General features: G+C 70.1%; 40 protein-coding genes. 16 read left to right on the plus strand and 24 right to left on the minus strand.

The window, feature by feature from the left end; translation table 11 throughout:
* The first annotated feature begins 4 nt into the window (after window positions 1-4).
* The 3 genes from ACWJI7_RS05650 to ACWJI7_RS05660 are packed head-to-tail and all read left to right on the plus strand — an operon-like array spanning window position 5 to window position 3,154.
* A complete protein-coding gene (locus ACWJI7_RS05650; protein WP_479936070.1) occupies window positions 5-1,666 on the plus strand; it encodes a SulP family inorganic anion transporter in 1,662 nt (553 codons plus the stop codon).
* 19 nt (window positions 1,667-1,685) lie between these two features.
* Window positions 1,686-2,960: a DUF389 domain-containing protein gene (locus tag ACWJI7_RS05655; RefSeq protein ID WP_479936072.1), complete on the plus strand. Its 1,275-nt coding sequence runs from the start codon at window positions 1,686-1,688 to the stop codon at window positions 2,958-2,960.
* 29 nt (window positions 2,961-2,989) lie between these two features.
* Window positions 2,990-3,154, plus strand: a complete 165-nt coding sequence (locus ACWJI7_RS05660) for a Nif11-like leader peptide family RiPP precursor (protein ID WP_479936074.1) — start codon at window positions 2,990-2,992, stop codon at window positions 3,152-3,154.
* Here the strand turns inward: ACWJI7_RS05660 and ACWJI7_RS05665 are convergent.
* The 3 genes from ACWJI7_RS05665 to hisB are packed head-to-tail and all read right to left on the minus strand — an operon-like array spanning window position 3,142 to window position 5,821.
* Window positions 3,142-3,636 (minus strand): DUF1499 domain-containing protein, encoded by a 495-nt coding sequence (locus ACWJI7_RS05665; protein ID WP_479936076.1) that lies wholly within the window; start codon window positions 3,634-3,636, stop codon window positions 3,142-3,144. The genes ACWJI7_RS05660 and ACWJI7_RS05665 overlap by 13 nt on opposite strands.
* Window positions 3,633-5,132: a carotenoid oxygenase family protein gene (locus ACWJI7_RS05670; RefSeq protein WP_479936078.1), complete on the minus strand. Its 1,500-nt coding sequence runs from the start codon at window positions 5,130-5,132 to the stop codon at window positions 3,633-3,635. The genes ACWJI7_RS05665 and ACWJI7_RS05670 overlap by 4 nt, the downstream gene beginning before the upstream one ends.
* A gap of 29 nt (window positions 5,133-5,161) precedes the next feature.
* Window positions 5,162-5,821, minus strand: coding sequence for an imidazoleglycerol-phosphate dehydratase HisB (gene hisB, locus ACWJI7_RS05675; RefSeq protein WP_479936080.1), 660 nt, complete (start codon window positions 5,819-5,821; stop codon window positions 5,162-5,164).
* A gap of 98 nt (window positions 5,822-5,919) precedes the next feature.
* Here hisB and ACWJI7_RS05680 point away from each other — a divergent pair, with 98 nt between their 5' ends.
* On the plus strand, window positions 5,920-6,540 hold the full coding sequence (locus ACWJI7_RS05680; RefSeq protein ID WP_479936082.1) for a carbonic anhydrase: 621 nt from the start codon (window positions 5,920-5,922) through the stop codon (window positions 6,538-6,540).
* Window positions 6,541-6,554: 14 nt separating this feature from the next.
* On the opposite strand, the gene fabI is transcribed toward ACWJI7_RS05680, so the two are convergent.
* Window positions 6,555-7,337: an enoyl-ACP reductase FabI gene (gene fabI, locus ACWJI7_RS05685; RefSeq protein WP_479936084.1), complete on the minus strand. Its 783-nt coding sequence runs from the start codon at window positions 7,335-7,337 to the stop codon at window positions 6,555-6,557.
* A gap of 83 nt (window positions 7,338-7,420) precedes the next feature.
* On the minus strand, window positions 7,421-7,966 hold the full coding sequence (locus ACWJI7_RS05690) for a hypothetical protein (protein WP_479936446.1): 546 nt from the start codon (window positions 7,964-7,966) through the stop codon (window positions 7,421-7,423).
* A 111-nt stretch (window positions 7,967-8,077) separates the two neighbouring features.
* Between ACWJI7_RS05690 and ACWJI7_RS05695 the strand changes: the two genes are divergently transcribed.
* Window positions 8,078-8,644: a thioredoxin family protein gene (locus tag ACWJI7_RS05695; RefSeq protein WP_479936086.1), complete on the plus strand. Its 567-nt coding sequence runs from the start codon at window positions 8,078-8,080 to the stop codon at window positions 8,642-8,644.
* Between the two features lie 27 nt (window positions 8,645-8,671).
* Window positions 8,672-9,892: a DegT/DnrJ/EryC1/StrS family aminotransferase gene (locus ACWJI7_RS05700; RefSeq protein ID WP_479936088.1), complete on the plus strand. Its 1,221-nt coding sequence runs from the start codon at window positions 8,672-8,674 to the stop codon at window positions 9,890-9,892.
* A gap of 36 nt (window positions 9,893-9,928) precedes the next feature.
* Here ACWJI7_RS05700 and ACWJI7_RS05705 read toward each other — a convergent pair whose 3' ends face one another.
* From ACWJI7_RS05705 to ACWJI7_RS05725, 5 genes are read right to left on the minus strand one after another with little or no spacing between them, the layout of a single operon-like run.
* Complete coding sequence (locus ACWJI7_RS05705; RefSeq protein WP_479936090.1) at window positions 9,929-11,434, minus strand: FAD-binding domain-containing protein; 1,506 nt, start codon at window positions 11,432-11,434, stop codon at window positions 9,929-9,931.
* Window positions 11,431-11,994: an NUDIX domain-containing protein gene (locus tag ACWJI7_RS05710; RefSeq protein ID WP_479936092.1), complete on the minus strand. Its 564-nt coding sequence runs from the start codon at window positions 11,992-11,994 to the stop codon at window positions 11,431-11,433. The genes ACWJI7_RS05705 and ACWJI7_RS05710 overlap by 4 nt, the downstream gene beginning before the upstream one ends.
* A 56-nt stretch (window positions 11,995-12,050) precedes the next feature.
* Window positions 12,051-12,674, minus strand: coding sequence for a 2-amino-4-hydroxy-6-hydroxymethyldihydropteridine diphosphokinase (folK, locus tag ACWJI7_RS05715; protein ID WP_479936094.1), 624 nt, complete (start codon window positions 12,672-12,674; stop codon window positions 12,051-12,053).
* A 10-nt stretch (window positions 12,675-12,684) separates the two neighbouring features.
* Window positions 12,685-13,182 (minus strand): DUF1993 domain-containing protein, encoded by a 498-nt coding sequence (locus tag ACWJI7_RS05720; RefSeq protein WP_479936095.1) that lies wholly within the window; start codon window positions 13,180-13,182, stop codon window positions 12,685-12,687.
* A 45-nt stretch (window positions 13,183-13,227) separates the two neighbouring features.
* The gene (locus ACWJI7_RS05725) at window positions 13,228-14,460 is read right to left on the minus strand and encodes a 2OG-Fe(II) oxygenase (protein ID WP_479936097.1); all 1,233 of its coding nucleotides are present in this window, start codon (window positions 14,458-14,460) and stop codon (window positions 13,228-13,230) included.
* Between the two features lie 96 nt (window positions 14,461-14,556).
* Here ACWJI7_RS05725 and ACWJI7_RS05730 point away from each other — a divergent pair, with 96 nt between their 5' ends.
* A complete protein-coding gene (locus tag ACWJI7_RS05730; protein ID WP_479936099.1) occupies window positions 14,557-16,125 on the plus strand; it encodes a class I adenylate-forming enzyme family protein in 1,569 nt (522 codons plus the stop codon).
* A gap of 70 nt (window positions 16,126-16,195) precedes the next feature.
* Here the strand turns inward: ACWJI7_RS05730 and ACWJI7_RS05735 are convergent, their stop codons facing one another.
* On the minus strand, window positions 16,196-16,402 hold the full coding sequence (locus tag ACWJI7_RS05735) for a hypothetical protein (protein WP_479936101.1): 207 nt from the start codon (window positions 16,400-16,402) through the stop codon (window positions 16,196-16,198).
* A 484-nt stretch (window positions 16,403-16,886) separates the two neighbouring features.
* On the opposite strand from ACWJI7_RS05735, the gene ACWJI7_RS05740 reads away from it, so the two are divergent.
* Window positions 16,887-17,060 (plus strand): hypothetical protein, encoded by a 174-nt coding sequence (locus ACWJI7_RS05740; RefSeq protein ID WP_479936102.1) that lies wholly within the window; start codon window positions 16,887-16,889, stop codon window positions 17,058-17,060.
* On the opposite strand, the gene ACWJI7_RS05745 is transcribed toward ACWJI7_RS05740, so the two are convergent.
* Window positions 17,047-18,549: a glycosyl hydrolase family 57 gene (locus ACWJI7_RS05745; protein ID WP_479936104.1), complete on the minus strand. Its 1,503-nt coding sequence runs from the start codon at window positions 18,547-18,549 to the stop codon at window positions 17,047-17,049. The genes ACWJI7_RS05740 and ACWJI7_RS05745 overlap by 14 nt on opposite strands.
* A gap of 272 nt (window positions 18,550-18,821) precedes the next feature.
* Here ACWJI7_RS05745 and ACWJI7_RS05750 point away from each other — a divergent pair, with 272 nt between their 5' ends.
* Together ACWJI7_RS05750 and ACWJI7_RS05755 are read left to right on the plus strand one after the other, a co-directional pair.
* Complete coding sequence (locus ACWJI7_RS05750) at window positions 18,822-19,415, plus strand: rhodanese-like domain-containing protein (protein ID WP_479936106.1); 594 nt, start codon at window positions 18,822-18,824, stop codon at window positions 19,413-19,415.
* Window positions 19,391-19,621 (plus strand): hypothetical protein, encoded by a 231-nt coding sequence (locus tag ACWJI7_RS05755; RefSeq protein WP_479936108.1) that lies wholly within the window; start codon window positions 19,391-19,393, stop codon window positions 19,619-19,621. Before ACWJI7_RS05750 ends, ACWJI7_RS05755 begins: the two co-directional genes overlap by 25 nt.
* A gap of 294 nt (window positions 19,622-19,915) precedes the next feature.
* On the opposite strand, the gene ACWJI7_RS05760 is transcribed toward ACWJI7_RS05755, so the two are convergent.
* From ACWJI7_RS05760 to ACWJI7_RS05770, 3 genes are all read right to left on the minus strand, one after another.
* Entirely contained in the window at window positions 19,916-20,314 is a 399-nt protein-coding gene (locus ACWJI7_RS05760; protein ID WP_479936110.1) for a PIN domain-containing protein, read from the minus strand.
* Window positions 20,314-20,574 (minus strand): antitoxin, encoded by a 261-nt coding sequence (locus tag ACWJI7_RS05765; RefSeq protein ID WP_479936112.1) that lies wholly within the window; start codon window positions 20,572-20,574, stop codon window positions 20,314-20,316. Before ACWJI7_RS05765 ends, ACWJI7_RS05760 begins: the two co-directional genes overlap by 1 nt.
* A 270-nt stretch (window positions 20,575-20,844) precedes the next feature.
* A complete protein-coding gene (locus ACWJI7_RS05770) occupies window positions 20,845-21,042 on the minus strand; it encodes a nucleotidyltransferase family protein (RefSeq protein ID WP_479936114.1) in 198 nt (65 codons plus the stop codon).
* A 179-nt stretch (window positions 21,043-21,221) separates the two neighbouring features.
* On the opposite strand from ACWJI7_RS05770, the gene ACWJI7_RS05775 reads away from it, so the two are divergent.
* From ACWJI7_RS05775 to ACWJI7_RS05790, 4 genes are all read left to right on the plus strand, one after another.
* Entirely contained in the window at window positions 21,222-21,401 is a 180-nt protein-coding gene (locus ACWJI7_RS05775) for an addiction module protein (RefSeq protein WP_479936116.1), read from the plus strand.
* Window positions 21,398-21,550 (plus strand): hypothetical protein, encoded by a 153-nt coding sequence (locus ACWJI7_RS05780; protein WP_479936118.1) that lies wholly within the window; start codon window positions 21,398-21,400, stop codon window positions 21,548-21,550. The genes ACWJI7_RS05775 and ACWJI7_RS05780 overlap by 4 nt, the downstream gene beginning before the upstream one ends.
* A gap of 124 nt (window positions 21,551-21,674) precedes the next feature.
* Entirely contained in the window at window positions 21,675-21,890 is a 216-nt protein-coding gene (locus tag ACWJI7_RS05785; protein WP_479936120.1) for a DUF2283 domain-containing protein, read from the plus strand.
* A gap of 410 nt (window positions 21,891-22,300) precedes the next feature.
* The gene (locus ACWJI7_RS05790; protein WP_479936122.1) at window positions 22,301-22,810 is read left to right on the plus strand and encodes an HIT family protein; all 510 of its coding nucleotides are present in this window, start codon (window positions 22,301-22,303) and stop codon (window positions 22,808-22,810) included.
* A 73-nt stretch (window positions 22,811-22,883) separates the two neighbouring features.
* On the opposite strand, the gene ACWJI7_RS05795 is transcribed toward ACWJI7_RS05790, so the two are convergent.
* The 9 genes from ACWJI7_RS05795 to ACWJI7_RS05835 form a co-directional block, all read right to left on the minus strand.
* Window positions 22,884-23,153, minus strand: a complete 270-nt coding sequence (locus ACWJI7_RS05795) for a hypothetical protein (RefSeq protein ID WP_479936124.1) — start codon at window positions 23,151-23,153, stop codon at window positions 22,884-22,886.
* Between the two features lie 40 nt (window positions 23,154-23,193).
* Window positions 23,194-23,535, minus strand: a complete 342-nt coding sequence (locus tag ACWJI7_RS05800) for a HepT-like ribonuclease domain-containing protein (RefSeq protein ID WP_479936126.1) — start codon at window positions 23,533-23,535, stop codon at window positions 23,194-23,196.
* Window positions 23,532-23,846, minus strand: coding sequence for a nucleotidyltransferase family protein (locus ACWJI7_RS05805; protein WP_479936127.1), 315 nt, complete (start codon window positions 23,844-23,846; stop codon window positions 23,532-23,534). Before ACWJI7_RS05805 ends, ACWJI7_RS05800 begins: the two co-directional genes overlap by 4 nt.
* 334 nt (window positions 23,847-24,180) lie before the next feature.
* The gene (locus ACWJI7_RS05810; protein ID WP_479936129.1) at window positions 24,181-24,453 is read right to left on the minus strand and encodes a hypothetical protein; all 273 of its coding nucleotides are present in this window, start codon (window positions 24,451-24,453) and stop codon (window positions 24,181-24,183) included.
* Window positions 24,453-24,632 carry a HepT-like ribonuclease domain-containing protein gene (locus ACWJI7_RS05815; RefSeq protein ID WP_479936130.1) on the minus strand — a complete coding sequence of 60 codons (180 nt, stop codon included), beginning with the start codon at window positions 24,630-24,632 and terminating at the stop codon, window positions 24,453-24,455. The genes ACWJI7_RS05810 and ACWJI7_RS05815 overlap by 1 nt, the downstream gene beginning before the upstream one ends.
* A gap of 8 nt (window positions 24,633-24,640) precedes the next feature.
* Complete coding sequence (locus tag ACWJI7_RS05820; protein ID WP_479936131.1) at window positions 24,641-24,949, minus strand: nucleotidyltransferase family protein; 309 nt, start codon at window positions 24,947-24,949, stop codon at window positions 24,641-24,643.
* 95 nt (window positions 24,950-25,044) lie between these two features.
* A complete protein-coding gene (locus ACWJI7_RS05825) occupies window positions 25,045-25,341 on the minus strand; it encodes a type II toxin-antitoxin system RelE/ParE family toxin (protein ID WP_479936133.1) in 297 nt (98 codons plus the stop codon).
* Window positions 25,338-25,547 carry an addiction module protein gene (locus tag ACWJI7_RS05830; protein ID WP_479936134.1) on the minus strand — a complete coding sequence of 70 codons (210 nt, stop codon included), beginning with the start codon at window positions 25,545-25,547 and terminating at the stop codon, window positions 25,338-25,340. Before ACWJI7_RS05830 ends, ACWJI7_RS05825 begins: the two co-directional genes overlap by 4 nt.
* Before the next feature lie 167 nt (window positions 25,548-25,714).
* Window positions 25,715-26,035, minus strand: a complete 321-nt coding sequence (locus ACWJI7_RS05835) for a hypothetical protein (protein ID WP_479936485.1) — start codon at window positions 26,033-26,035, stop codon at window positions 25,715-25,717.
* 99 nt (window positions 26,036-26,134) lie between these two features.
* On the opposite strand from ACWJI7_RS05835, the gene ACWJI7_RS05840 reads away from it, so the two are divergent.
* A complete protein-coding gene (locus ACWJI7_RS05840; RefSeq protein ID WP_479936448.1) occupies window positions 26,135-26,386 on the plus strand; it encodes an HNH endonuclease in 252 nt (83 codons plus the stop codon).
* The gene (locus tag ACWJI7_RS05845) at window positions 26,305-26,496 is read left to right on the plus strand and encodes an HIT family protein (RefSeq protein WP_479936487.1); all 192 of its coding nucleotides are present in this window, start codon (window positions 26,305-26,307) and stop codon (window positions 26,494-26,496) included. The genes ACWJI7_RS05840 and ACWJI7_RS05845 overlap by 82 nt, the downstream gene beginning before the upstream one ends.
* Window positions 26,497-26,500: the final 4 nt, after the last annotated feature.

A 26,500-nucleotide genomic window follows, 5' to 3' on the forward strand; every position in this document is an offset into this window, starting at 1 on the left:
CGCCATGGCCCCCTTGCTTGCCTCACGTCCGCCCAGCGGCAGCCGGAGCGGGCAGGGGCGGGCCGATCTCTCGGCCGGCCTGACGGCCGCGGCCGTCGTGCTGCCCAAGGCGATGGCCTACGCCACCATCGCCGGCCTGCCGGTGCAGGTGGGCCTCTATACCGCCCTGGTGCCGATGGCGCTCTATGCCCTGCTGGGCAGCTCCCGGCCCCTGAGCGTGAGCACCACCACCACCCTGGCGATCCTGGTGGGCAGCGAGCTGAACCGGATCTCGCCGGTGGGCGATCCCGGCGCCCTGGCGGCGGCCAGCGCCACCCTGGCCCTGCTGGTGGGGGCCATGCTCTGCGGCGCGGCCCTGCTGCGCCTCGGTTTCCTCGCCAACTTCATCTCCGAATCGGTGCTGGTGGGCTTCAAGTCCGGCATCGGTCTGGTGATCGTGGTGGATCAGCTGCCCAAGCTGCTGGGGCTCCATGTGGAGAAGGCCGGCTTCTTCCGCGACCTCGCGGCCCTGTTCGGCCAGATCCCCCAGACGTCCCTCGCCACGGTGCTGCTCTCGGCCGGGCTGTTCAGCCTGCTGTTCGGACTGAAGCGGCGCTGGCCGGCGCTGCCGGCGCCCCTGCTGGTGGTGGCTGTGGCGATCGCCGCTTGCGGCCTGCTGGGACTCGAGCGCTTCGGCGTGGAGCTGGTGGGGGCAGTGCCCCGGGGACTCCCCGCCCTCCGCTGGCCCGAGCTGGACCTGCTCGGCGGGCTCTGGCCCGGGGCGGCGGGCATCGCCATGATGAGCTTCACCGAGAGCATCGCCGCGGCGCGGGCCTTCCGCGCCACCGATGAACCCGCTCCGAACCCCGACCGGGAGCTGCTGGCCCTGGGGCTCGCCAACGTCGGTGGCGGTCTGTTCGGGGCGATGGCGGCGGGGGGCGGCACCACCCAGACGGCGGTGAACCGCCAGGCCGGTGCCCGCAGCCAGGGAGCGGAGCTGGTGACCGCCGGGGCCGCCCTGGCCACCCTGCTGCTCCTGGCCCCCTGGATCGCCCTGATGCCCCTGGCCGCCCTAGCGGTGGTGGTGATCGTCTACTCCTTCGAGCTGATCGCCCCCGGGGAGTTCCTGGCGATCCGCCGGGTCCGCCACGCCGAGTTCCACTGGGCCGTGGTGGCCTTCCTGGGGGTGGTGTTCCTGGGCACCCTCAGGGGCATCCTCGTGGCGGTGATCCTCTCGCTGCTGTCGCTGGTGCAGCAGGAGGTGAACCCGCCGGTGTACGCCATCGGCCGCAAGCGCGGCACCGACGTGTTCCGTCCGCTCTCGCCGCGCCACCCCCACGATGAAACCTGGCCGGGCCTGCTGCTGCTCCGCGCCGAGGGGCGCCTGTTCTTCGCCAATGCCCAGGGGGTGCTCAGCCGGATGCGCGCCGAGGTGGAGCGGCACCAGCCCAAGGTGGTGGTGATCGACGGCAGTGCCCTGATCGACATTGAATACTCCGCCGTGAAGGCGCTCACCGAGGCGGAGCAGCGCCTCGCCACCCAGGGCATGGAGCTGTGGCTGGCGGGGCTGAACCCCACGGTGCTGGAGGTGATCCGCCGCTCGGACCTGGGCGCGCGTCTGGGCAAGGCGCGGATGCAGCGCAACATCGAGCGGGCCGTGGAGCACTTCATCTCCGAAGGGGCCTGAGGATGGGGACGGGCCGTCGGTGTCGGTGTTGAGCATGGCGAGCAATGGCGGCGGGAGCCCCTCCCAGCCCCCTCCCCCCCCCTCCGGGGACAGAACCTCCGAGCTGAACGCGGACAGCCTGGCCGAGGCCTATCCCCGCACCCAGCTGTTCCGCCAGCTGACCTGCGATTTCGACCAGGACGCGCAGCTCAACGAGGTGTTCGTCGTGCTCACGCTCGGCGCCACCTTGATCGCCACCCTGGGGCTGATGGCCAACAGTGCGGCGGTGGTGATCGGCGCGATGATCATCGCGCCGTGGATCACGCCGCTGCGGGCCACCTCCTTCGGCATCCTGCGGGGGAACCTGCCGCTGGTGCTCCGCGGTCTGCTCACCCTGCTGGCCGGGGCCCTGATCACCGTGGGCCTGTCGTTGCTGCTCGGTGCCATCTCCGGTCTGCCCGGCTTCGGCAGCGAGGTGCTGGCCCGGACGGCGCCGAACCTGCTCGATCTGGGCATCGCCCTGGTGGCGGGGGGAATCGCCGCCTACGCCAAGCTGCGCAGTGGGGCCGTGTCCTCCCTGGCCGGCACCGCGATCGCCGTGGCCCTGGTGCCACCGGTCTGCGTGATGGGTCTGTTGCTCTCGGCCCGCCAGTGGGACCAGGCCCTGGGCGCGGGTCTGCTCTATCTGACCAACCTGCTCGGCATCCTCAGCGGTTGCCTGGTGGCCCTGGCCAAGTCGGGACCGGGGCTGCGGGTGCAGATGCGCCGCAGCCGGCTCGGCCTGGTGAGCCTGGGACTCACGGCGCTGCTGGTGGTGCCCCTGACCGGCAGCTTCCTCGATCTGGTGCGCCGCAGCCGGGAGGAAAGCGTGCAGCTGCAGGTCACCGCCACCATCCAGAGCCTGCTGACCCGCGAGACGGTCACCCTGGGCCAGGAGGCCCAGATCGACCGGATCTCGATCGACTGGGCCCTGAACCCCCCCGTGATCCGCGTGGTGGTGCGGGCCAACAGCCCCGATGTGCCCAGCCCGAAGCAGGTGGCGGAGGTCCAGAAGCTGGTCAACGAGCGGCAGTCGATCCGCTTCCGCCTGATCGTGGAACGGGCCGCCGTGGAGGTGGTGGGACCGGAGACCGCCCCGAACCCGGAGAGCACCCGCTCCCTCTCCGACCAGCTCGCGCCCTCGCGGACGGAGGCGCCGCCCCCCCCGGCCCTGCCCTCGCCACCCGCCACTCCACGCCAGACAACCCAGCCGGCACCCCCGCCGAAACCGCCGGTGCGATCCGTGCCCGATCCGCCGCTGCCGAGCTCCGACTAGGACAGAGAGAGGCCCACGCGCTCCCCGTCATGTCGAAAGCCCAGCTCCAAGCCTTCCTGAGCGAGGTGGAGAGCGATGCCGCCCTCAAGGCCCGGGTGGAGGCCGCCGTGGACGTGGCCGCCGTGGTGGCGATCGCCCTTGAGCATGGCCATGTCTTCTCGCCGGCCACCCTCAGCCGGCATCAGCGCGGCTGAAACGGTTCCAGGGCCTGGCGAAGCCGCTCCACCCGGCGGCGGTTCACACCCAGGTCCGAATCCCCCAACCGGGATTCCGAGCGCACCTGAAGCACGCCGGTGTCCGGAATGGCGGCCAGTTCCAGATCATCGATGAAGCCGAACAGGCGGCTCTCCTCGGTGGCATGCAGATAGGAGAGGGTGGGGGTGTCCTGCCGTTGTTCGATCCGGGTGCCCGGATGCCGCTCGAGTTCCGGGATGAGCCCGGCCAGGGCCAAGGCGGGATCGGCCACCGGCCAGTCGTCCCGCACACAGTGGTTCGAGGCCCCGCAGGGCCGGAGCCGGCCCTGGCGCAGGCCGAGACCGGCGGGCGGAGAGCCGCCGGCATGGAACAGGGACGCCAGGGGCTCGGGCGGCAGGCCCGTGGCCCCGGCCGCTCCGCCCCAGCCGAGCAGGGCGGTCATCAGGGCGAGGGCGAGTATCCAGGCGGCGGAGTGCTTCATGGGGCCCAGCTGCCGTGCAGGCCATAGGGCAGGGCCAGGGGCAGGGGCAGCACCGCCTGCTCCGAGAGGTCGGCCGCGTCGAGGATCACCAGGTCGCTGCCGCAGCGTGCCCCATTCCAGATCAAGCCGAGGATCCAGCCGTCGTCTTCGGCCGGCTCCGAGGCTCCGGCGGCCGCTGGCCGGGGCACCATCACCGGCTCGCTGACGAAGCCCCGCGGCGCGGCACTCCAGATCCGGCGCTCGCCGCTGATCAGATCGAGCTTTTCGATCGCCTGCAGGGGGGCGTTGCCCCGCTCCCCCTCGGTCACCGCCATCCAGGCGTAGCGGGCCTCCAGCCCCACCCGCCGCGGGTGCACCATGGCGAACTCGCAGCACCGCTCCTCCAGGGGTTCGCTGCTCACCGCTCCGCTGGCCAGGTCGATGCGGCAGCGCCGGAGCTGACCGATGGGCAGGGTGTCGAAGTCCACTTGGCGGAAATCGACCCCGGGGCCGATCGAGGGGAAATCGGGGTAATAGATCGAGTCCACCACCACCTGGCCCGCCGCTCCGGCGGCCGGATCCTCAAAGGCGTTGAGATGGTGGAAGACGAAGCCCTCCGGCGCACTCACCTGCAGGGGCTCCCCCCCACCGGAGCGGGGAATGAGCCAGAACTGTCCCCGCTCGCCGGGCTTCGAGTCGAGGCACTGGGCGGCGCCCTTCCAGCCGAGCACGAAACCCAGGGGATTGAAGGCCATGGCGTTCTGCAGGAACACGGCCCAGTTGGGGGTGATCGCGAAGTCGTGCAGGAAGGCGAAGCCGTTGAAGCGGCGGGTCTGATCTGCCAGCACGGTGCCGGCCGGCACGCCGGGGCGGGCATCGAACTCAATCAGCCGCACCGTGCTGCGCGGGCCCGCCTTGACGCCGAAGCTGACCATGCGGGACCCGCCATGGTGGCCGGGATCGAAGCGGGGGTGGGCGCTGAAGGCCTCATCCGGCTTGAGCACTCCGCCCAGGAGATCGATCCCCTGGGTGTCGAGGCTGTCGGGGTCAAGGGCGTGGGGGGAACTGGCTTCCCAGAGGGCCAGCAGCTTCTCGCCAAGCCGCACCACATGGGTGTTGGCGATGTTCTTGAGCCGCAGATCGAAGGCATTGGCCAGGGGGCCGCCGGGTTTCTGGGTGCCGAACACGCCGCGGTAGAGCGGCTGATCCGCCGCCTCCTCCGCCAGCCAGCCCTCGGTGCGCACGAAGCGGTTGGTGAGCCAAGCCTGACCGTCCTCGAACCGCAGGGCGGTGACCATGCCGTCGCCGTCGAAGGGATGGTGCACCCAGTGGCCGCCGCGTTCCAGCCTGCCCGGACCGTTGCGGTACAGGGTGCCGCGGAGCTCGGGCGGAATGGTGCCGCTGCCGGCGGCCAGGGGCACGGCCGTGAGCTCGCTGCCGACGTTGCGGAAGGCGCTGGCCCAGTCGTCGCGGGCATAGCCAGGGGCGGTGTCGGCTCGGCTGGAGGCGATGGTCATCGGGCGGGCGCGGTCGGATCCCTCCATCATCACGTAACGGAGTGTGAAGTGGCGCCCGCCTGCTCCAGCACCCCCTTGCTGCTGGGCACCTGTCCGGCCCGGCGCGGATCGATCTCCACTGCCTGGCGCAGCGCCCGGGCGAAAGCCTTGAAGCAGGCCTCCACGATGTGGTGGGAGTTGAGGCCCGCCAGCTGGCGGATGTGCAGGGTGAGGCCCGAGTTGTTCACCACCGCCACGAAGAACTCGCGCACCAGTTCGGTGTCGTAGGTGCCGATGCGCTGGCCCGGGATCACCAGGCCATAGCTGAGGTGGGGCCTGCCGGAGCAATCCAGCGCCACCTGCACCAGCGCCTCATCGAGGGGAGCCGTGAAGTGCCCGAAGCGCTGCAGGCCCGTGCGATCCCCCAGGGCCTGGGCCAGGGCCTGGCCCACGGCGATGCCCACATCCTCGTTCGTGTGGTGGTCGTCGATGTGGGTATCGCCCTCGGCGCTGATCTCCAGATCCAGAAGGCCATGGCTGGCGAGCTGGTGGAGCATGTGGTCGAGGAAGGGCACGCCGGTGGTGACCCGGCAGCGGCCGCGGCCATCGAGGTTGAGGCGCACCCGCACGTCGGTTTCGCCGGTGCGGCGGTGCACGCTGCCGCCGCGGCCGCCGGCATCGCCGATTTCGAGGTCCGGGAGGGGGGGCACGGGCGGGGGGGCTGGAGTGTGCCAATCATGCCGAAACCGCCGCAGAGCATCAGGGCACAATCCGCACCTGGGCTTCCCCGCCCTCACCCGGTTGCTGCATGAACGACTCTCCCGAAGCGGTGCTGGCCGAGCTGCGCGAGGGTCACCGGCGGTTCCTGGACGGAGAGTCGCTCCATCCCCACAGCAGCCGCCAGCGGATGCTGGAGGTGGAGACCGGCCAGCACCCCAGCGCGGCCGTGCTGGGGTGCGCCGATTCCCGCGTGCCGGTGGAGCTGCTCTTCGACACCGGCTTCGGCGACCTGTTCGTGGTGCGCAACGCCGGCACCCTGTCCACCACCGCGGCGATCGCCTCCCTGGAATATGCGGTGGCCCATCTGGGCGTGCCCGTGATCGTGGTGCTCGGCCACGCCTGCTGCGGCGCGGTGGAGGCGGCCCTGAACCCGGCCCTCACCCTCACCCCGAGCCTGGCCCAGGTAGTGGGGCAACTGCGCATGGAACTGCTCAGCCTCGGGGCCCGCGAAGACCTGGAGCAGGCCTCGCGGCACCACACCCTCAACGCGGCCCGCAACCTGGTGGACTCCAGCGTGCTGCTCACCGATCTGATGCGCTCCGGGCGGCTCCAGGTGGAGGCCGCCTTCTACAACCTGCACACCACCTCGATCGACTGGATGGGATCGGTGATGCCGATGCGCTCCGAGGCCCTGCTCAACACCCCCTGATCTCCGGGGGGATCTCACATCCCGGTGATGCAGTAGCCGGCGTCCACGTAGAGCACCTGGCCGGTGATCCCCGAGGCCAGGGGGCTGGCCAGGAAGGCGGCGGTGGCGCCCACCTCGTCCTGGGTGACGGTGCGGCGCAGGGGGGCCTTCTCCTCCACGTTGTGGATCATCTCGAGGATGCCGCCGATGGCGGAGCTGGCCAGGGTGCGGATCGGGCCGGCGCTGATGGCGTTCACCCGCACCTGCCGCTCGGGGCCGAGCTCGGCGGCCAGGTAGCGCACCGAGGCCTCCAGGGCCGCCTTGGCCACCCCCATCACGTTGTAGTTGGGGATGGCGCGCTCGGCGCCCAGGTAGCTGAGGGTGATCACGCTGGCCCCCTGGCTGAACAGGGGCTTGGCGTGGCGGCAGAGGGGAGCCAGGGAGTAGGCGCTCACCTCCAGGGCCCGGGCGAAGCCCTCGGGGCTGATGGCGGAGTAGTTGCCCACCAGCTCCTCCTTGCCGGCGAAGGCCAGGCAGTGCACCAGCACGTCGATCGTGCCCCACTGCTCGGCGACGCGGGCGAAGACGGCCTCGATCTGGGCCGGGTCCTGCACGTTGAGGGGCTCGAACAGACTGGGGGCCAGCGGCGCCGTGAGTTCGCGCACCTTGGCCTCGAAGCGGCCCCGCTCATCGGGGAGGAAGGTGACCCCCAGCTCGCAACCGGCGGCCGCCAGCTGTTGGGCGATGCCCCAGGCGATCGAGCGGTTGTTGGCAATGCCCGTGACGAGGGCCTTCTTGCCGCGCAGATCGAGGAGCATGGGGGAAGCGCCCGGAGGGCGTCGCACGCGATCGGGCGATTCTCCCCCATGCCCTTGCCCCCTCCCCCCCGGCCGGCGTGGCCTCAGCGGGGCGGTTCCTCCTGGGGCGGGATCGGCGCCAGTTCCTCCTCGGCCGCCCGCACCTCGGCTGGGTCGGGCAGCAGCTGCTCCTCCTCCAGAAGGGGCAGCGGCTCCCGCACCACCTCCTCGGGGCGCAGCGGCGGCTCACGCCACTCCCAGCTGCTGCGTGGCGCCCGCGCGGTGCAGAGGGCCTTGAGCTCCCGCTGCAGGGCGCGCCGCACGTCCTGGCGGGCCACCACCGCGAAGAATTCCGGACGCGGCGCCAGGCCGGAGCTGAACGGGGCGCTGCCGTTGCCGTTGAACAGGCGGGCCGCGTCGGGCAGCCAGCGGGGCCGGCAGACCCCGGGCTGGCGGGTGTCGGTCTCGAGCCAGATGTGCAGACCGAAGCCATCGGGCTGGCTCACCACCGCCAGACCGTCATGGGGCTGACTGCGCTGCAGCGACAGGATGCGCCAGCTGGGGCGGCGGTGGGAGGGCACGCAGCCCGCCAGCAGCGCCAGGGCCAGCGGCAGAGCGATCCAGCGGGGCTGGAGAAGGAGCCGGGGCAAGGGGGCCAGGCGAAGGCGCTGATCCTGCCGGAGGCAACCCGTGGGGATGGACGCCACAATCACCGGATCCGCCGGTCGGCCCGTCGGCCCGTCGGCCTCTGCTGATCCGCCATGGCCCTGACGCCCTCGACGATGCTGCCGCTGGGAACCCCGCTGCCGCCCTTCCAGCTGCCGACAACTGGCGGCGCGCCGGTGGAGAGCGGCGCCCTGCCGCAGCGGCCACTGCTGGTGCTGTTCCTCTGCGCCCACTGCCCCTTCGTGAAGCACATCGAGGCGGAACTGGGCCGGATCGACCGCGACTACGGCGATCGGGTCACGATCCTGGCGATCGCCAGCAACAGCCTGCGCACCCATCCCCAGGACGGTCCGCTCCAGCTGGAGGAGCAGCGGCAGCGCTGCGGCTGGCGCTTCCCCTATCTGATGGACATGGATCAGGCCGTGGCCCGCGCCTTCCAGGCCGCCTGCACCCCCGACCTCTACCTGTTCGATGCCGGCCACGGGCTGGTCTATCGGGGCCAGCTCGACGGCAGCCGGCCCGGCGGGGCGCCGCCCGACGGCCGCGACCTCCGCGCCGCCCTCGAGACCCTGCTGGCCGGGGGTGCCCCGGGCCCGGATCAGACCGCCTCGATCGGCTGCAACATCAAATGGCATCCAGGTCAGACCCCTGCCTGGGCCTGACCGTCGACGGGGTTTAAGGTTGCCCCCATGCAGGTGCCCCCCTTCGATCTCACCGAGCAGCTTCATCACCTGGGTGAGGCCCTCGAGGACGCCGTTCTGCAGGTGTTGCGCAGTGGGCAGTACATCGGGGGCGCCACGATTGCACAGTTCGAGCAACACTTCGCCGCCGCCACCGGCACCCCGTTCGCGATCGGTTGCAACAGCGGCACCGACTCCCTGGTGCTGGCCCTGAGGGGCCTGGGGATCGGCCCCGGCGATGAGGTGATCACCAGTTCCTTCAGCTTCTTCGCCACCGCCGAGGCGATCAGCGCCGTGGGGGCCACTCCGGTGTTCGTCGATGTGGAGGAGAGCTCCTTCCTGATCGATCCCGAACGCATCGAAGCGGCCATCACCCCGGCCACCCGCGCGTTGATGCCGGTGCATCTGTTCGGCCGCCCTGTGAACATGGAACGGCTGGGGGCCATCGCCGCCGCCCACGGTCTGCGGGTGATCGAAGACTGCGCCCAGGCCACCGGCGCCAGCTGGGCCGGCCGCCCGGTGGGTAGCTGGGGCGACGCGGGCTGCTTCAGCTTCTTTCCCACCAAGAACCTGGGTGGCGCCGGCGATGGCGGGGCCGTCACCTGCCGGGATCCGGAGCTGGCCCAGCGGGTGCGCGAACTGGCCGTGCACGGCATGCCGCGGCGCTATCTGCACACCTCCCTCGGCTACAACAGCCGCCTGGATGCCCTCCAGGCGGCCGTCCTGAACGTCAAGCTGCCCCATCTGGCCAGCTGGATCGAGCGACGCCGCCAGGTGGCGGCCACCTACCGGCGGGAGCTGGGCGGGATGGCCGGCCTGCGGTTGCCGGAGGAGGGCCCGGGGGGCCACAGCTGGAATCAGTTCGTGGTGCGGGTGCCCCGCTGCCTGCAGAGCCAGACCAGCTGCGGCGCCCGCTGCACCCCCTCCTCCGACAGCGCCACCTTCGGCCTGCCGGAAAGCTGCTGCCGCGACTGGCTCAAGCAGGAACTGGCCGGCGCCGGGGTGAACACGATCATCTATTACCCGATTCCGATCCATCGCCAGCCGGCCTACGCCGAGCTGGGCTATGGCCCCGGCAGCCTGCCGGTCACCGAGACGCTCACGGCCGAGGTGCTGAGCCTGCCGATCTTCCCGGAACTGAGCCCCCCCCAGCAGCAGCGGGTCATCGAGGTGCTGCGCCAGCTGAGCGGGGCCGAGGGCGTGCGCCCCACCGCCTCGGTCGCCGCCTGAGACCTCCGCCGGACCGCCCGGGGCGGCGCGGCCGGCTCAGGAGCGGGGCAGGCTGGCGTGAAGCGCCTTGAAGCGGGCCTGCTGGAGCCTGTGGTCCACGATCGGCCCGGGGTAGCCACGCCGCTCCAGCGGGGCGATCGCGCCGCTGATCAGATCGGCTGTGGCCACATGGGCCAGCTCCGGCAGCCAGCGGCGGATGTAGGTGGCCTCGGGATCGAAACGGGCCGTCTGGGTGGAGGGGTTGAAGATGCGCAGGGGTTTCGGGTCCATGCCGCTGCTGGCGCTCCACTGCCAGCCGCCGTTGTTGGCCGCCAGGTCCCCGTCCACCAACCGGTCCATGAAACGGCGTTCACCCCAGCGCCAGTCCACGATCAGATCCTTGACCAGGAAGGACGCCACGATCATGCGGCAGCGGTTGTGCATCCAGCCGGATGCGTTCAGCTGGCGCAGGGCGGCGTCCACGATCGGCACGCCGGTGAGGCCGTCGCACCAGGCTGAGAAGCGGCGTTCGTCGTTCTCCCAGGGGAAGTGGCGCCACTGGGGCCGGTAGGGACCGTCGGCGAGTTCCGGAAACCGGAACAGGGCCTGCTGGTAGAACTCGCGCCAGGCCAGCTCCTGCTCCCAGACCCGGATCGCCTGGAGTTCCTCCTCGCTGCGGGCGACCAGCCGCTGCTCCTGGGCCGCCGCCCAGGCCCGACGGGGACTGAGCGTGCCGAAGGAGAGGGCCGCGCTGAGCCCGGAGGTGCCCGCCTCCCCCGGCAGGTTCCGCGCCGGTTCGTAGCGCAGCAGGGCGCGATCGGCGAAGGCGGCGAGCTGGGCGGCGGCGGCGGCCTCGCCGGGCCGGCAGGGGCAGAGGTCGGCACCGCTGAAGGGCTCACCGGGCAGCCCGGCGCCCGGACCCGGCACGGTGTCCAGAAGCGGCAGCTGATCCCAGAGCGCCCGGTGCTCGCTGGCCAGGGCGGCCGGATCTCCATCGAGCAGGCCAGTGGGGGCGGGGGTGAGGTGGGGCCCGGCGCCCTCGGGGCCTTCGGCGTCCAGCCGCCGGCGCCAGGCGCGGAAGTACGGCCCGTAGACGCGGTAGGGGGCGCCGGTGCCGGTGCTCAGGGCCTCGGGGGGCACGAGCAGCTGGTCCCAGCCGGCCAGCACGCGGCGGCCGTCCGCCTGCAGCGCTTCGGCCACCCGCTGGTCGCGACGGCGGGCTTCGGGCTCCACCTCCCGGTTCCAGGCCACCACCTCAGCCCCCGTGGCCTCCGCCAGCCGGGGCAGCAGCAGCACCGGATCTCCGCACAGCAGCAGCAGGCGGGAGCCCGCCGCCCGCCAGCTCCGCTCCAGCTCCCCCAGGCTCTCGCCCAGGAACCAGAGCCGCGCCGGGGCGAAGCCGGACGCCTCCAGCCGTTCCGGATCGAACACGAACACTCCGGTGACGGCCGGGGTGGCCCGGGCCGCGGCGGCCAGGCCCAGGTTGTCGGCCAGGCGCAGGTCACGCCGGTGCCAGAACAGCCAGCGGGGCGGCCCCTCGGGGGAGTGGACGGACCGGCTCATCCGAGGCCGAGCACCTGGCGGGCGCGGAACCAGGCGGTGACGCTCTTGCCATCGAGGGCCTCATCGCCGCTGGCCAGGGCGGCATCGAGGGCGGCGGGCTCGATCAGCAGCACCTCCAGGTCTTCGTCGTCATCGGCGGCGGGCCGCTCCGCCAGCGGACTGAGTTCGCGGGCCAGAAAGAGATGGATCCGCTCATCGGAGTAGCCGGGGCAGGGCAGCATCACCCCCAGCGAATCCCAGCGGGCGGCGCTGTAGCCGGCCTCCTCGCCCAGCTCCCGCTGCATCGAGCCGAGGGGATCTTCGCCCGCTTCGAGGGTACCGGCGGGGAACTCGAGCAGGCGGCGCTCCACCGCGAAGCGGTACTGGCGCAGGATCACCACCCGGCCATCGGAGAGCACGGGCACCGCCAGGGAGGCGCCGGGGTGGCGGATGATCCCGTAGGTGCCCTCCACCCCCATCGGCAGCACCACCCGGTTGAGCTCGAAGCGGATCTTGCGGGCCTGCAGAACCGCCGTGGTGTCCAGGTGGGTGGAGGGCTCGGGGGGTGGCAGCGGGGCCATGGAGGGGGGCGAGGAGGTCCCCAGTGTGGCCGCCGGCCGCCAACGGCGCGGTTCGCTCAGGGTCCCTCGGGCCAACCGGAGCGGGCGGGCAGGGGCACCGGTGGCGGCTCCCCCGCTGGGCGGGCCAGCAGCTGCTCCAGCAGGGCGGCGGCGCCGGCGCCCCCCCCGGGCGGCACGAGCCGCGGCTCGATCGCCGCCAGCGGCGCCAGCACGAAGGCGCGCTGGCGCAGGCGCGGATGGGGCAGCTCCAGCCGGGGTGTGGCCACGGTCGCAGCGCCGCACCAGAGCAGGTCAAGATCCAGGCTGCGGGGGCCCCAGGGCACCAGGCGCTGGCGGCCGAAGCGGGCCTCCAGGTTCTGAAGCCGCGCCAGCAGGGGCAGCGGATCGGGCCAGGCCGGGGGGTCCGGCCACCCGCCGCCGCCGGGGGCCCGCTCCACCAGCAGGGCCGCATTGACGAAGGACGGCTGATCGGGCGGACCGCCCACCGGTGCCGTGCGGAACAGGGGAGACCAGCGCAGCCGCAGGGAGGCAGGGGTCGTGGGCGCGGGGGAGCCGGCAGGGACGGCCGTCCAGAACTCCAGCTCCCGGCCCAGCAGGGGCCGGACGGCGGTGAGCGTGGCGGCGGGATCGCCGAGGTTGGCCCCGAGGGCGATGGCCAGGCCAGCGGGGGCGGCGGTCACCGCGGGGCGCTCACGGCTGGCCGATGAAATCACGTTTGCCGAGCACCACCCCGTTGTGGCGCAGGATCGCGTAGGCGGTGGTGGTGTGGAAATAGACGTTGGGCAGCACGAACACCGAGAGGAAGGGCCAGCCCTCCATGGTGAGGGTCTCCCCCTGGCCGATCGGCACGGTGATCGATCGCTCCTCGCTGCCGTTGATCTGCTCGGCACTGAAGCCGTCGAGGTAGGCGATCGAGTGCTGGAGGCGATCGATCAGCTCGGGCAGGCTGGTCTCGGTGTCCGCCAGCGGTGGCGCCTCCACCCCCGCCAGCCGGGCGACGCCGCGGCGGGCCAGGTCGGAGGCGATCTGCACCTGGCGGGCCAGGGGGAACATGTCGGGGTAGAGGCGGCTCGAGACGAGCACGGCGGGATCGAACCCCCGGGCCTCCGCGTGGGCCAGGCCCTTCCCCAGCACGGCGGTCAGGTTGGCGAGCGTCCGGCGCAGGGGCGGCACGGAGGCCTGATGCATGGTCAGATCCATGGGGCGACCTTGATCCCGGACGGAGCGTTCAGGCTAGGGGCCCTCGTGGAAGGGTATCCCCAGGCAGATCCGCCGGCCGGCGGTGATGGTGCTGACCCCATGCCTGATCGTGGCCCGGACCGTTCCCCGGGGGCCGGCCAGGGGGCGATCACCGGAGGCGAACAACAGGGTGTCGCCCCGGCGCAGAGGCACCACCCGGACCCGGGGCTGGGTGCGGGGCTGCTGCTCGAGCAGCACCACCTCACCGCCGCTGAACTCCCGCTCCGGTTCGCTCAGCAGGATCGCCGCCTGCAGCGGGAACAGGACAGGGCCGTAATGGTCCTGGTGGAGCCGGTTGAAGTCGCCCGACCCGTACTCCAGCAGAATCGGGGTGGGGTGGATCTGACCGGCCCCGCGGCAGAGCTCCCGACAGGCCTCCAGGGTGGCCGGCAGGGCGGGTTCGAGTCCAAGCAGGCGCCTCCAGCCGTTGGCGATCGGCACGAGCGGGCCATAGAGCGACTCGCGCAGCTCCTGGACCAGGGACGGCAGGGGATCGGCGAAATAGCCGTAGGTCCCCTGGCCATAGCGGTGCCGCTCCATCACCACCTGGCGGCGGAAGCGCTCCGGCTCCGCCGCCAGGGCACGGAGCCGCTCGCACTCGCTGGCGTTGAGCAGCCCCTCGAGCACCGCATAGCCCTGGTCCTGCAGCCGCTCGGCCAGGGCGGGCCAGTTGAGGGCCGCCACCCGGGCGGCCAGGGGGGTTCCGGCCCGCCGGGCTTCACGCTCCAGCAGCGCCCGTTTGCGCTCGATGCCCCAGCGATAGCCCCGCAGGGAGCCATCGCGACCGATGACACGGTGGCAGGGGATGGCCAGGGCGATCGGGTTGGCGGCGCAGGCCTGGGCCACGGCGCGCACCGCCCGGGGGTCGCCGAGCCGGCGGGCCAGCTCGGCGTAACTCACGGTGGCGCCGGCGGGGATCAGGCCCAGTTCCTGCCAGACGCGCCGGCGGAAGGGCGTGCCGCGCAGGTCCAGCGGCGGAGGGGGCAGGGGTGCGGCCGCCGGGGAGGCGGGAGCGTCAGCGGCGGCGAGAACCTGGGCCAGCCAGGCCTCAAGCAGGGGATCGGCGCCGGCGAGCTCGGCCTCGGGATGGTGCCGACGCAGCTCCATGGCGAGCGACTCGGGCTCATCGCCCAATGCGATCGCCAGGAGGCCCCGCGGGGTGGCGGCCAGCAGGATCCAGCCCAGCCAGCAGGGCCGGAGCAGGAAACGAACGGTGTCGGTGCCCATGGCCGGCGGGCGCAACCACGCTCCACTCTGGCGGCCGCAGCAGCGGGGAGGGTCAGAGTGGGGGCGGTTCCGCCAAGCGCCACCGGTGCCCAGCCCATGCCCTTCCACGGCCCCGCGCTGACACGGCCAATCCCCATCGACAACCCCCTGGCGCACGGGTTGGCGCGGGCTCCCCACGAGCCGGCCCTGCGGGATCTGCGCCGCAGCCTGAGCTGGACCGAGCTGGAGCGGGCCAGTGAGCATCTGGCGCGGGCCTACCGGGCCCTGGGCCTGGGGCCCGGCGACCGGCTGGCCTCGCTGGTGCCCAATGGGGTGGAGCTGGTGGTGCACTACCTGGCCGGGCTCCGCAGCGGCCTGGTGCTCACCCCGCTCAACTACCGCTATGTGCCGGCCGAGATCGACCATGCCCTGGCGGTGAGCGGCGCGGCGGCCCTGGTGTTCCACCGCGAGCGGCAGGCGGATGTGGCGGCCAGCGCCCGGGCGGGCGGACTGCCGCTGGGCACGGTTGAGATCGACGACCAGGTCGGTTTCCAGCCGTTGCTCGAACGCTGTCCCGGCAGTGACGCTCCCTGGCCCGAGCTGCCAGGTAAGGCCCCCTGCGTGATCTATTTCACCTCCGGCAGCACCGCCAAACCGAAGGGCGTGACCCACAGCCGCGCCAGCCTCGGGGCGCTGCTGGCGTCGCTGGCGCAGGCCCTGGAGCTGCGGCCGGGGGAGCAGGTGCTGGCCGGCTGCTCCCTGGCCCATGTGGCCGCCTCGGCCCTGTGCCTGGGCGCCCTGGGGGCGGGGGCAGGGGCCGTGATCGCCAACACCATCGACAGCCCCAGCGTGGAAACCCTGCTGCGGCGCCACCGGCCGGAGGTGCTGCTGATGCTGCCCGCCCCCCTGTTTGGCCTGGTGCGCGATGGCGGACTGCAGCGCCAGGATCTGGCCTCGGTGCGGCTGTGCATCAGCGGCGGCGACAAGGTGCCCCACCAGCTGCAGCAGGAGTTCCAGGCCGCCACCGGCTTCTGCATCCACGAGAGCTACGGCCTCACCGAGTGCGCCTACGCCACCCTGGTGCCGCCCTCGCAGGCCGGCCGGATCGGCTCGGTGGGCCCGCTCTCCCCGGGGCTGAGCGGCTCGATCCGCAACCCCGAGGGCCAGGAGGTGATGCCCGGCGAGGCCGGCCGCCTGTGGCTGCGGGCCCCCTCGGTGATGACGGGCTACTGGTCCAATCCCGACGCCACAGCCGACACCATTCAGGACGGCTGGCTCGACAGCGGCGATGAGATGCGCCTGGAGGGCGACGGCAATCTCTGGTTCTGCGGCCGGCGCAAGCAGATCATCGTGCACGATGGCTCCAACATCTGCCCCCAGGACGTGGAGGAGGCCCTGGCCGAGCACCCGGCGGTGGAGCTGGCCGGGGTGATCGGCCTCCGCGATCCGGTGCACGGCGAGAACGTGCGGGCCTATGTGGCGCTCCGGCCGGACCAGCCGGCGCCGTCGGAGCCGGAGCTGATCGCCTTCGCCCGGGAGCGGGTGGGCTACAAGGCCCCTGAGGAGATCCGTTTTCTTCCGGCATTGCCGCTCAACCCGGTGGGCAAGATCGACCGCCTCGCCCTGGGCCAGCTGGCGGCCGTTCCGCTCAGCGCGATCGGCGCCGAGTCCGGCAGCACGCTCTGATCCAGGTCGAAGCGGAGCGCGATCCCCAGCGCTCCGGAGCCCGGCCGCTCCCCGGTGCGCCCCCCGGCGTTCAGGGCAGAAAACCGAGATCCTCGAAGCGGGGCACCAGCCAGGCGGGGATCCCGTCGGTCTGCCAGCTCCAGAATTCACCCCGCCCCAGATACACGGGATGCCCACAGCGGTAGGCCTGGGCGAGGGTGGCCAGGTCGAGCTCCTGAAGCGCATCCTCCCGGTTCACACGCCTGCTGCGCTCAGCCAGGGAGAGCTCGGTTGCCATCAGGCCTGACCCTGGGTCCGGGGCCGCCCAGCGTAGCGATGGCGAACCACGGCCACCAGGGCCCCGATCGTCCGTGCAACGGGAGGCGTGGTCGGGAGTTCCGTGCCGCCATGGCGCACCGGGCCGGGGTTGGGGCAGGCGCTCGGTCATGAACGCGACAGTCGCTGGACAGCGGTTCCGCTAGGCAGATCAACGCCTGCTGTCACCGATGAGCCCTCTGTTCTCCTGTTCGGGTTGTGGTGTTCAGATTGAACGCTCAACGCGCTTCTACCTGGAACAGAGGGGGCGGGTGCTCTGCTCCACCTGCAAGGACAGGCTGGAGGCCGCCGAGCCGCCGCTCCCCCCTGACACCACGGCAGGCCGGCCAGGGGAGACCGCTCCGGCCCACCCTTGAAGCCCCCCGGCGGACGGGCGCCGGCGGACGGGGGAAGGAGGCTGGGGTGGGCTCAGCGCCCCAGCGGGCTGGAGGCAGGGTTGTGGGACAGTGACGGTCGATTCAACCGCGCTCGTGCCCGACGACAGCAGGTCCTTCAAGTCGGCGATCGTCGGCGTGCTGGTCGTGGCCGGTGCGCTTGGAGGGCTGGCGCTGCTGGTCTGGTTCACGGTCGTCCTGCTTGACCTCAAGCACCTGAACACCTCCGGATTCACCCTGCCCTGAGGGGATGGGGGGCCCGGTCCCGGGCCCTGGCGATCGCGGCCTCGCCGCGGCGGTGGATCTCGCGGGCGTAGTCGGTCCAGGTGCCCTGGCCCCAGTAGCGGAAGCAGCTGGTTTCCAGCAGCAGCAGGTGGAGCAGCGCCTCCTGGTACCGGGGGGTGGCGGTCACGCCGGGGTCTTCGGCCACCAGGGGGTCGAACAGCTGGTGGAAGCGGGCGCTGAGGCTCTGCATCGGCTCCAGCACGTTGGCGTAGCCCTCCACCCAGCTGAGGTTGTTGGTCCAGGAGGCGCCGTCCATGGAAAAGGCGGGATCGCTGGCCTTGAGCGCGGCGATGGCCGCTTCGGTGGCGGCTGGGGTGGGGGGGCTGCCGACCCTTTGCCAGAGCCTGTGCTGATGCACTGCCTGAATCGTCTGAAAATCCGCGCTCTGCACACCGGCGGCTTCCAGCAACTCCAGATATTCCGTGCCGTTGATCGCCACCGTGGCGGGAGCATGGCCACCGGAGGCGATGCTGCGATGGGCCTGGAGATAGGCCGGCGGGAACTCATTCATCATCACGCCGCCATTTTCGCCGTCGGCGATCTGGGAAACGAGCGAGGGAACCGTGCTGGTGCCCAGGGATTGCCGGCCCAGCCCCAGGGCTTCGTGATAGGGCTGCATCTGACCCACCAGCTTGGTGTCGGAGCCCTGGGTTTTGATCAAGGCCGTGATGCAGGCCGTTTCGCCGCTGGAGCTGCGGGCCACCAACGTATTGGGGAGGTACTTCTGCTCCTGGCTCAGGCCGCTGCCATCGAGGGTCTCCACGCTGTGCTCCTGCACCAGCAGCCAGCGGTAGCCGCACTCCCGGAGCGCCTTCACCAGGGCAAAGAGGGTGTCGGGGTGGTTGGGCAGGTGCAGTTCCGGGGGCGAAAAGCCCTTCACCCGCTGCAGGGCTTCGCGGCCGAAGAGCGCGGCGAACTGGTGCTGCCAGGCCAGGATCTGCAGCTTCAGGTCGGGGATGGGGGTGGAGGAGGCCACGGCATGGCCCCAGAAGCTGCCGAGCCATTCCACCTGGGGCTGAAGGGCGGGATCGCAGGCCAGGGAGCGCAGCGCCTCGAGAATGTCGTGGCGGCCCATCTGGCCCAGTCCCCAGAGCAGGTTGCCCGAATAATCCAGCATGATCCGCGGATCGCAGCCCTCCCCGATCAGCTGGGGAATGAGGCTGCCCAGGCGCTTGTAGCACTGGGCAAAGGGTTCGGCGTTGTGGTTGTCGCCTTCGCCCGGATGCTCCAGCATGTACTGGAGATGGGAGATCAGTTCCCCCTGCGCCCCAGCCGGAATCGTGGGCTGGTGCATGTGGAGCGCGCAGGCAAAGCCGGAGCGGATCGTCTCCAGGTTCAGCGTGGTGTGGGCCAGGGCGACGGGGCCTGGCTGTTGCACCAGGGCCAGGATCTCGGCTTCACAGCCGGCAATCGGCGGCAGGGTTTGGTTGCTCAGGGCTTGGTTGCTCATGGTGACGCTGGGCAGAACCATCGAGCAGACCTGCATCATGGCGGCGGCCGGCCCCCTCTCCCGCGCCAAGCTGGCCCCCCGCATGGCCGGAGGTAGTGATCACCCGTTCGACTCCCCCGGGGAAAGGGCGCAGCTGGATGGCCGCCGCCCTGGCCACGGCTGTCGTCGCCATGGCTGTCCTGGCCGGGGCCGTGGGGGAGCTGGCGGTCGAGCTGGTGCGCCGCTAAGGGGGCCTGCGCCGTCTCCGGTTCCCCGACCAGCCGGAGATCTCGGTGGCCGAGTGGCTGGCCCGTCCCCAGGACCGGCCGGCGGTGCTGGTGGACGTGCGCGAGCCGCACGAACGGCGCGTCTCGATGCTGCCGGGGGCGATCAGCCAGGAAGACTTCGAGCGCGACCGGGCCCGCTACCGCTCCTGGGTCGTCGTTCCCTACTGCACCATCGGTCTGCGCAGCGGGATCTACACACGGACCCTGCGCAACCAGGGCTTCGAGGCCCGCAATCTGGCGGGCAGTGTGCTGGCCTGGGCCCATGCCGACCTGCCGTTCGAGGCCGATGGAAGGGTCACCCGCCGGGTGCACGTGTACAACGCCGACTGGAACCTGCTGCCACGCGGCTACGAGCCCGTCGTCTCCGCTTCGCCGTCCGGGGCCATCAGGATCGGACCGTTTTCGTGGGGGGGAGCAGGATGCCCCGGCCCGTTGATGCCCCCCAGACACCAACACCCCGCTCCGCTCAATGTTGGTGACATCGAGGTGGCGGCGGGCGAGAACGACGCCAGACTTGATGGTCTGAATCCCTGGATGCTTGCCCGGTGCGAACGCTGCCCCTTTCTCTCACTGCCGTGCTTCTGGCCGTTGCGCCGCTGATCCCCAGCTCAGCACTGGCTCAGAAGCGCATTCCCAAACTTCCGGGGTATGACGAGTGTCCGCTCGGTTATGTCAACGACCTGAAGCAGCATTGCAATTCCCCCATCTACTACGAGGTGAAGCCCACCGCCGGAAAAGCCTGTGACTCGGGATGGATGAACATCGGAGCGGGGTACTGCAAGAAGAAAACACTGGGAATCTTCTGATCCCCTCCTGGGCAGCGGATGGTGGGCCGCGTGCTCACCGGCAACGGCAGCACCCGCTACAACGAAGGGTCTACACCCTGAGCGGGGCTGGGGAGCTGAGCAACTGCGAGCACGACGAGCTGCAGAGCCATGGGCACGGGCCCGAAGGGACCAGTCGCTGAAGGGCTACAAGGTGGGTCTCAAGCGCGACCCCAAGTCGATCCGACTCAAGGCGGACGCGATCATCCGCAACACCTACCGCGCGCTGATGAGCCGGGGTTGAATCAGGGCGCCGGAGTGGGGTCATGATCGCCCTCACCAAGCCTCCAGTTGCAGGGCGGCCACCTTGGCGAAGGCCTGATCCACCGTCACCAGGGCGCAGCCCTCGCTGAGGGCATGGCTGGCGATCAGCAGATCCATGGCCTCCAGAGGTGTGCCCTTCCGTTCCAGATCGGCCCGCAGCCGCCCGTAAACCCTGGCGCAGCCATCGGTCCAGGGCAGGATCTCCAGGATCTCCAAGGTCTCCTCCACCATCCTGATCAACCGGGACGATGGGGGCAGCTTCTCCAGCCCATAGCGGATCTCAGCCACCACGATCGAAGACAGGCAACAGCGATGCTCTCCGGCCCAGGCATCCAGCTGTGGCGACAGGCCTTTCAGCAAGGCGCTCACGGCGTTGGTGTCGAGCATCAGCCTGGCCGCCGCCGAAGCCATCAGGGGAACGCCACCGTTTCGGCAGCACGGGTGTCGCGCAATCCGTCCAAGAACGCCGCCATCTCCGCCTGGAAGGCTGGGTCTTCCAGCTGCGCATCCCTGCGCTCCAGCCAGGCATGGGCCGAAGGCCGCACAGAGGTGAGCACCACCGCGCCACTCTCGGGATCGCGATGCACCTCCACCTCTGTGCCCTCGAAGCGGAATTCGGCCGGCAGCCGCACCGCCTGGCTACGGCCGTTGCGGAAAAGTTTGGCGCGCATAACCCCCTCTGCAGGTGGTCGATACCGAGACTAGACCACATCCGCCGCCTCACGCCGCCTACGACGCCCGCTGGAGCGGCGGCAGCACCCCGCCAAGCCCGCCGATGAGCCAGCAAGGTGACCAACAAGCGTGGTTTGCCATCGCCAAGACACAGTGCTGCTCAACCCGTCAGTTCCACTCCCGTCTCATCTGAAGAAGAGGCTGGCGCTTACCGCTGGCACATTCAAGGGCAGCCAGAAGGTCATCCAGCAACGGGCCGGAGCCTTCCGTCATGGACGCAGGCCTTCATCAAGGATGCGCTGCTTGAGAGAGGGGTTCATGCGCTCGCGCAACCGCACCACATCCACAGACGTGCTCCGCAACGTTTCCAGCTCCTGCTTGAGGTGCACGAGGGCGTAGGGGGTGAGCGGATTCAGCTGCACCCACACATCGACATCGCTGTCGGGGCAGGCGTCGCCACGGGCCATGGAGCCGAAGGGTGCTGAGCACCTGTTCGGTCCGTGGGCTGGTGCTCGTCATCGGGGTTCCGATCTGAATGTGGGGTTCACCCATGCCCGCGCTGATCCCGGCCGCTGCCAAGCACCATCGCTAATCTGGGATTCGATGGTTTCTTGCCTGGCCGGAGTGGCATGTTTTGAAAGACCTGTTGACCCTGCCTCTGGCTCAACGGCTGGAGTTGGTCCAGACCCTGTGGGATTCCATCGCTGACGAGCAGATCGGCCCGGAACTCTCAGAATCCGATCGCGAGCTGATCGATCATCGGCTGGAGCGGTTCCTGGCCGACGGCGAAGCGGGGCTTGATGCCAACGAGGTGCTGGGTGCGTGAAGACAACGGCCTACTTCCGTGATGTGGTGTTCCAGAAGCACCCAGGGATTGAGGAGGAGTGGATCCGGCGGGTGATGGCCGAACCGCTCGAACAACGCAGGCAGGCCGACGGTCGCTGCGCCTTGTGGGGCCTGGTGCCGGAGGTATAGAACCGTGCGCTCAGGGTCATTACCCTTGAGGACAGAGAGACCGTGCACAACGCCTTTTTTGATGGGGCTTCCTCAAGGCCCGAAACCGGTCCAAGACCTCCCCACCTGCTGAGCGACCTGAGCCATGAAGATCCGCTACTTCCCCGATACCGACACCCTCTACATCGAGCTGGCCGACCGGGCGAGCAGCAGCTCAGAGGCGGTGAGCGACAACGTGATCGTGGACTTTGATGAGCTTGGCAAGCCGGTGGGTGTGACGCTGGAGCACTACTCCCAGATCAGCGACAGCAGCACGATCGAGACCCTGCTTCCGATTTCTCCTGTGCTTCAGCCGGCCTGAACATCACCCCGGAAGCGGCACGCGGCCAGCCTCCTGACGGAGGCGTCGTCACACAACGGCTTTGGTCCCTGGCTTTCTTCCACAACCCTTCCGCCGGACCTCCAGGCCGTACGGCTCCAGGGCCCGCTGCCTGATCGGCGGCGATGAGCTCAGTGACGCCGAGCGCGACGCGCTGCAGCTGCTGTGCCGCCAGCACCTCGATGCCTTCCGCGAGCAGCGCGGCGAAGAGGTGTTTGCCCACCGCAGCCGCCACCGCAGCCCGGGTCCGCTGCGAGTGCTGCGGCGCGCACGAACACCAGTGGGCCCTGGAGGTGGACCACATCATCCCCTAGGCGAAGCCTTCCGCGCAGCGGTGGAGCCAGGGCGGCTCCGACGCCATCAGCAACCTGCAGGCCCTCTGCTTCCGCGGTGTGCAGGCCAGCGACGGCCACCGCGAAGCGGGCTGTGTGTTCTGCGCGCTGGAGGGCAGCGGCCGGGTGCTGCTGGAGAACGAGCTGGGGCTCTGCATCGCCGATGCCTACCCGGTGAGCGAGGGGCACAGCCAGGTGATCCCGCGTCGTCATGGGGCCGACGGGCTGGAGCTGCACCAGCCGGAGTGGAACGCCGTGGTGGAGCTGCTGAAGCTGCGCCGAGAGCAGCTCAGCGCCCAGGACGCATCGATTAGCGGCTGGGCTGGTTTGCTCAACGCAAGAGGGAGGCTGAACTCAGGCGAAGCGGCGGGGCAGACGGTGTTTCATGCGCATGGGCATCTGATTCCCCGGCGCACAGCTGATGACGATTCCCCTCGCAGAGGTGTTCGGGGGGGGGGGGTTCAAGGGCAAACAGCACGACTGAGCCTTGGCCTGCCCGTCGGTCGTGCGGATGAAGGGGACTGGGGCGGCACAGCCACAACCGCAACCGGATTGGCTGCAGCCGCATAACGCCCACGCCAGAAGGGATCCCAGCAGGGGCGATGGCCTGACGGGCCGCCCCAAACCACGAAGCTCCACACGCTCAGGGGCGATCGAGAAGCCTGCCGCACACGTACTTGTGAAGGACACTGCTGATCAGGGTCTGGTAGGGAATGCCCTCCTGCAGGGCACGGGCACGCAAGGCGCCCAGATCCTCATTGGTGAGGCGAATGTTGATGCGCTGATCCTTGGTGGCCGTTGACCTTGCGGAGGCTTCCAGGCGGGAGCGCTCTGCAGCCGTAGCCACCGAAGGGAGCGTGCCCGCTTCGAAGGCTTCCAGGATCTCCTGCTCGTCGTGATCAAGGGGGTTCATGGTCGGTCTCCTGGGCGGTAGGCGATGGTGGCTCTGGTGTTCAGCCATTGCTCTGCCGCTCAATCAGCGAGCGCACGGTGAGACCAAGGGGAGGAAGATCACGCGCCACGGTTTCCCAGACCTGCTCCAGATTCACACGCAAGTAATCATGAATCAGAACATCTCGCAGGCCGGCGATGGACTTCCAAGGAGTGGACGGTTCGGACTCGCGAAGATCCGCCGACAGATTCTTCACGGCCTCGCCGATCACGATCAAGTTACGGATCACTCCATCCTGCACAAGCGTGGAGGTAAGAAAGGCTGAGCGGCCTTCCGAGGTGTAGAGATTGATGCGCCCAAGGGCTTCGGTAATGCTGGTGAGGTAAAGGAGGTCCTTGCTCACAATGCCGTGGCTTGTGCAATGATCTGATCACGGATCAAAGGATGCAACTGATGTGCTTCTGCTAGATCCACCTGGCAATTCAAGAGAGCTTCCAGTTCCTGCCGCAGGGCGATCACCTCCAGCAGGGAACAGCCCTGCTCCAGATCCACCAGCAGGTCAAGGTCACTGCCGGGCTGATCCTGGCCACGGGCCACCGAGCCATAGATCCGCAGGTTGCGGGCCCCATGGCGGTGAGCCACGGCAAGCACCTGCTCACGGGCGCCCTGGAGCCGCTGGGAGAGGGAGATTTCCTGGGTCGAAGTGGCAGCCATGGCTCCATTCTGGACTGCATCCCCGTCGAGGGCGATGGGAACGACACCCCTCGCCGACATGCTGCAGCTGCCTGGGGCCGCGGAGTGGGATAGGGGCTGAGGCGGCACAGCCACACCCGGAGCCGGGTTGGCTGCATCCGCATCACGCCCACGCCAGAAGGGATCCCAGCAGGGGCGCCTGCCTGACGGGCCGCCCAAAGCCACACCTGGACCAAGGGCCCTGCAGCCGCCAGCATCGCCCCATGCCCCCGCCCGCCTCTCCCACCTACCAGCGCCTGCGCGACACCATCGCCAAGCGCATGCGCATGAGCCCCATCGACCACCCCCTCATGCTCTAGCCGAAGGCTTCCGCGCAGCGGTTGGAGCTGCTGGGGAGGAGCAGCCCCGCCCCAGCGCAGGACGTGGCCCGGCGAATCCTGGGCAGCCGATGGCGGGCAAGGTTCACCTTCAACGGCATCACCGCGTACGGCAACGGCGCCACCAGCCTGATCGGCGGCGACGAACTGAGCGACACCGAGCGCGACGCGCTGCAGCAGCTGTGCCGCCAAACCTCGACGCCTTCCGCGAGCAGCGCGGCGAGGAGGTGTTTGCCCACCGCAGCCGCCATCAGAGCTCAGCCTCAATCACTTGGTCCAACTGGTTAGCCAGGGCTGGAATGCTCTCGGAAACAATCTGCCAGATGGTGTCGTCTTCCAGGCCGAAATAGGCATGCGCCAGAACATCCCGGAGGCCAGCAATGCGTCGCCAGGGCACCTCGGGGTGCCGCTCACGACCAATTGCGGGCACTTCCCCGTTCAGGCAAGCGGAATGGCCTCCTGCTCGATCCGCTGCCGCAGTTCAGGGCGAAGACCGCGGCGCGTCACCAGGTCCACCCGAGCGCAGAGCAGGTCTTCCAGGGCCAGCTTGAGGTCCATGTACTGCTCAAAACTGGGGCTGGAGGGGAAATCCACAGGCAGGTCCACGTCGCTCTGCAGCCCTGCCGCCCCGTGGATCACAGAGCCGAAGACGCGAAGATCCTGGCCACCGTAGGCAGCTGTGAGCGCGAGCAGCTCGGGGGCCATCTGCCTGAGCCGCGTAAGAGTGGGTGGCTGCCTGGGATCCATGGCTCCCATTCTGCTGTCCGCCACTGGCCCCCGCCGCGACCACGGTCCACTCTGGCTGCATGCCCCCGCCCCTTCCGCTCCCAGCAGCGGTGCGTTCAGGTGCGCTGCTGCCAGCGGCGGGGATCCTGACGGCCGTGAAGGGCGATCACCAGGATTTCAGCGCCCTGCTCCCGGAAGTAGACGGCATAGGGAAACCTCCGCAGCACGAGCCTGCGGATCTGCCCGTGAATCATGGGGAAGGATCGGGGATCACGGCGAATGCGCTCCACCGCAGCAGCGAAGGCTTCAGCGAAGTCCCGAGCCAACGCCGGCTCCAGCCGGCTGTACCAGCGCTGGGATTCCAGCAGATCCTCCACCGCCTCTGGGAGGAGGCGAACTGAGGGCGGAGTCATCCGATGCCGAGCTGGCTCCGCACCTCATCCCAGGGCACAGCCGCTTCGGGGTTGTCGAGATGGCTCGCCCAGCGCTGGTCAAGTTCGGCGCAGAGGGCAGGGTCGGGCGACAAAGCCCCATCACGGGCCTGGTCATCGAGGCTGTCCCAGAGGGCAATCGCCAAGGCCAGCCTCTCGCTCGGCGGCAGGTGAAGCAGGTCAGACATGGGCGCCATCGCCACCACAGCCAGCGAGGTGCTCACTGTAGGCACGGTCTGAGGGGAGCAAAGGGAACGGAGAGATGGATGCCATGGCGCATGAGCTTCTCCTCCACAAGTGCCACCACCTGTCACACCCGCCAGGATTCCCCCATGCCCCCGCCCCCCTCCACCACCTACCCGCGCCTGCGCGAGTACATCGCCGAGCAGATGCGCATGAGCCCCATCGACCAACCCCTCATGCTCATGGAGCTGCTGGGCCGCCGCAGCCCCGCGCCAGCGCAGGACGTGGCCCGGCGCATCCTGGGCAGCGCATGGTGGGCAAGGTGCTTACCGGCAACGGCATCACCGCCTACGGCAACGGCGCCTACAGCCTGATCGGCGGCGATGAACTGAGCGACGCCGAGCGCGACGCGCTGCAGCAGCTGTGCCGCCTGCGCCTCGATGCCTTCCGCGAGCAGCGCGGCGAGGAGGTGTTTGCCCACCGCAGCCGCCATCGGAGCCCGATCAGCGGCTCGGTGAAATACAGAGTCTTCACCCGCGCCCGGGGCCGCTGCGAGTGCTGCGGAGCCCATGAACACCAGCGGGGCCTGGAGGTGGACCACATCGTCCCGAGAAACCAGGGCGGCTCCGACGCCATCAGCAACCTGCAGGCCCTCTGCTTCCGCTGCAACGCCGGCAAGCGCGACGGCTGTTTGCCTACGCAAGAGGGCGCACCGACTTCCGCGGAGTACAGGCCAGCTACGGCTACCGCGAGGCGGACTGTGTGTTCTGCGCGCTGGAGGGCAGCGGCCGGGTGCTGCTGGAGAACGAGCTGGGGCTCTGCATCGCCGATGCCTACCCGGTGAGCGAGGGGCACAGCCAGGTGATCCCGCGTCGTCATGGGGCCGACGGGCTGGAGCTGCACCAGCCGGAGTGGAACGCCGTGGTGGAGCTGGTTCATTCGATACAGAGGTGATGAG

Source organism: Cryptocyanus atlanticus LEGE 06306, assembly GCF_056633155.1.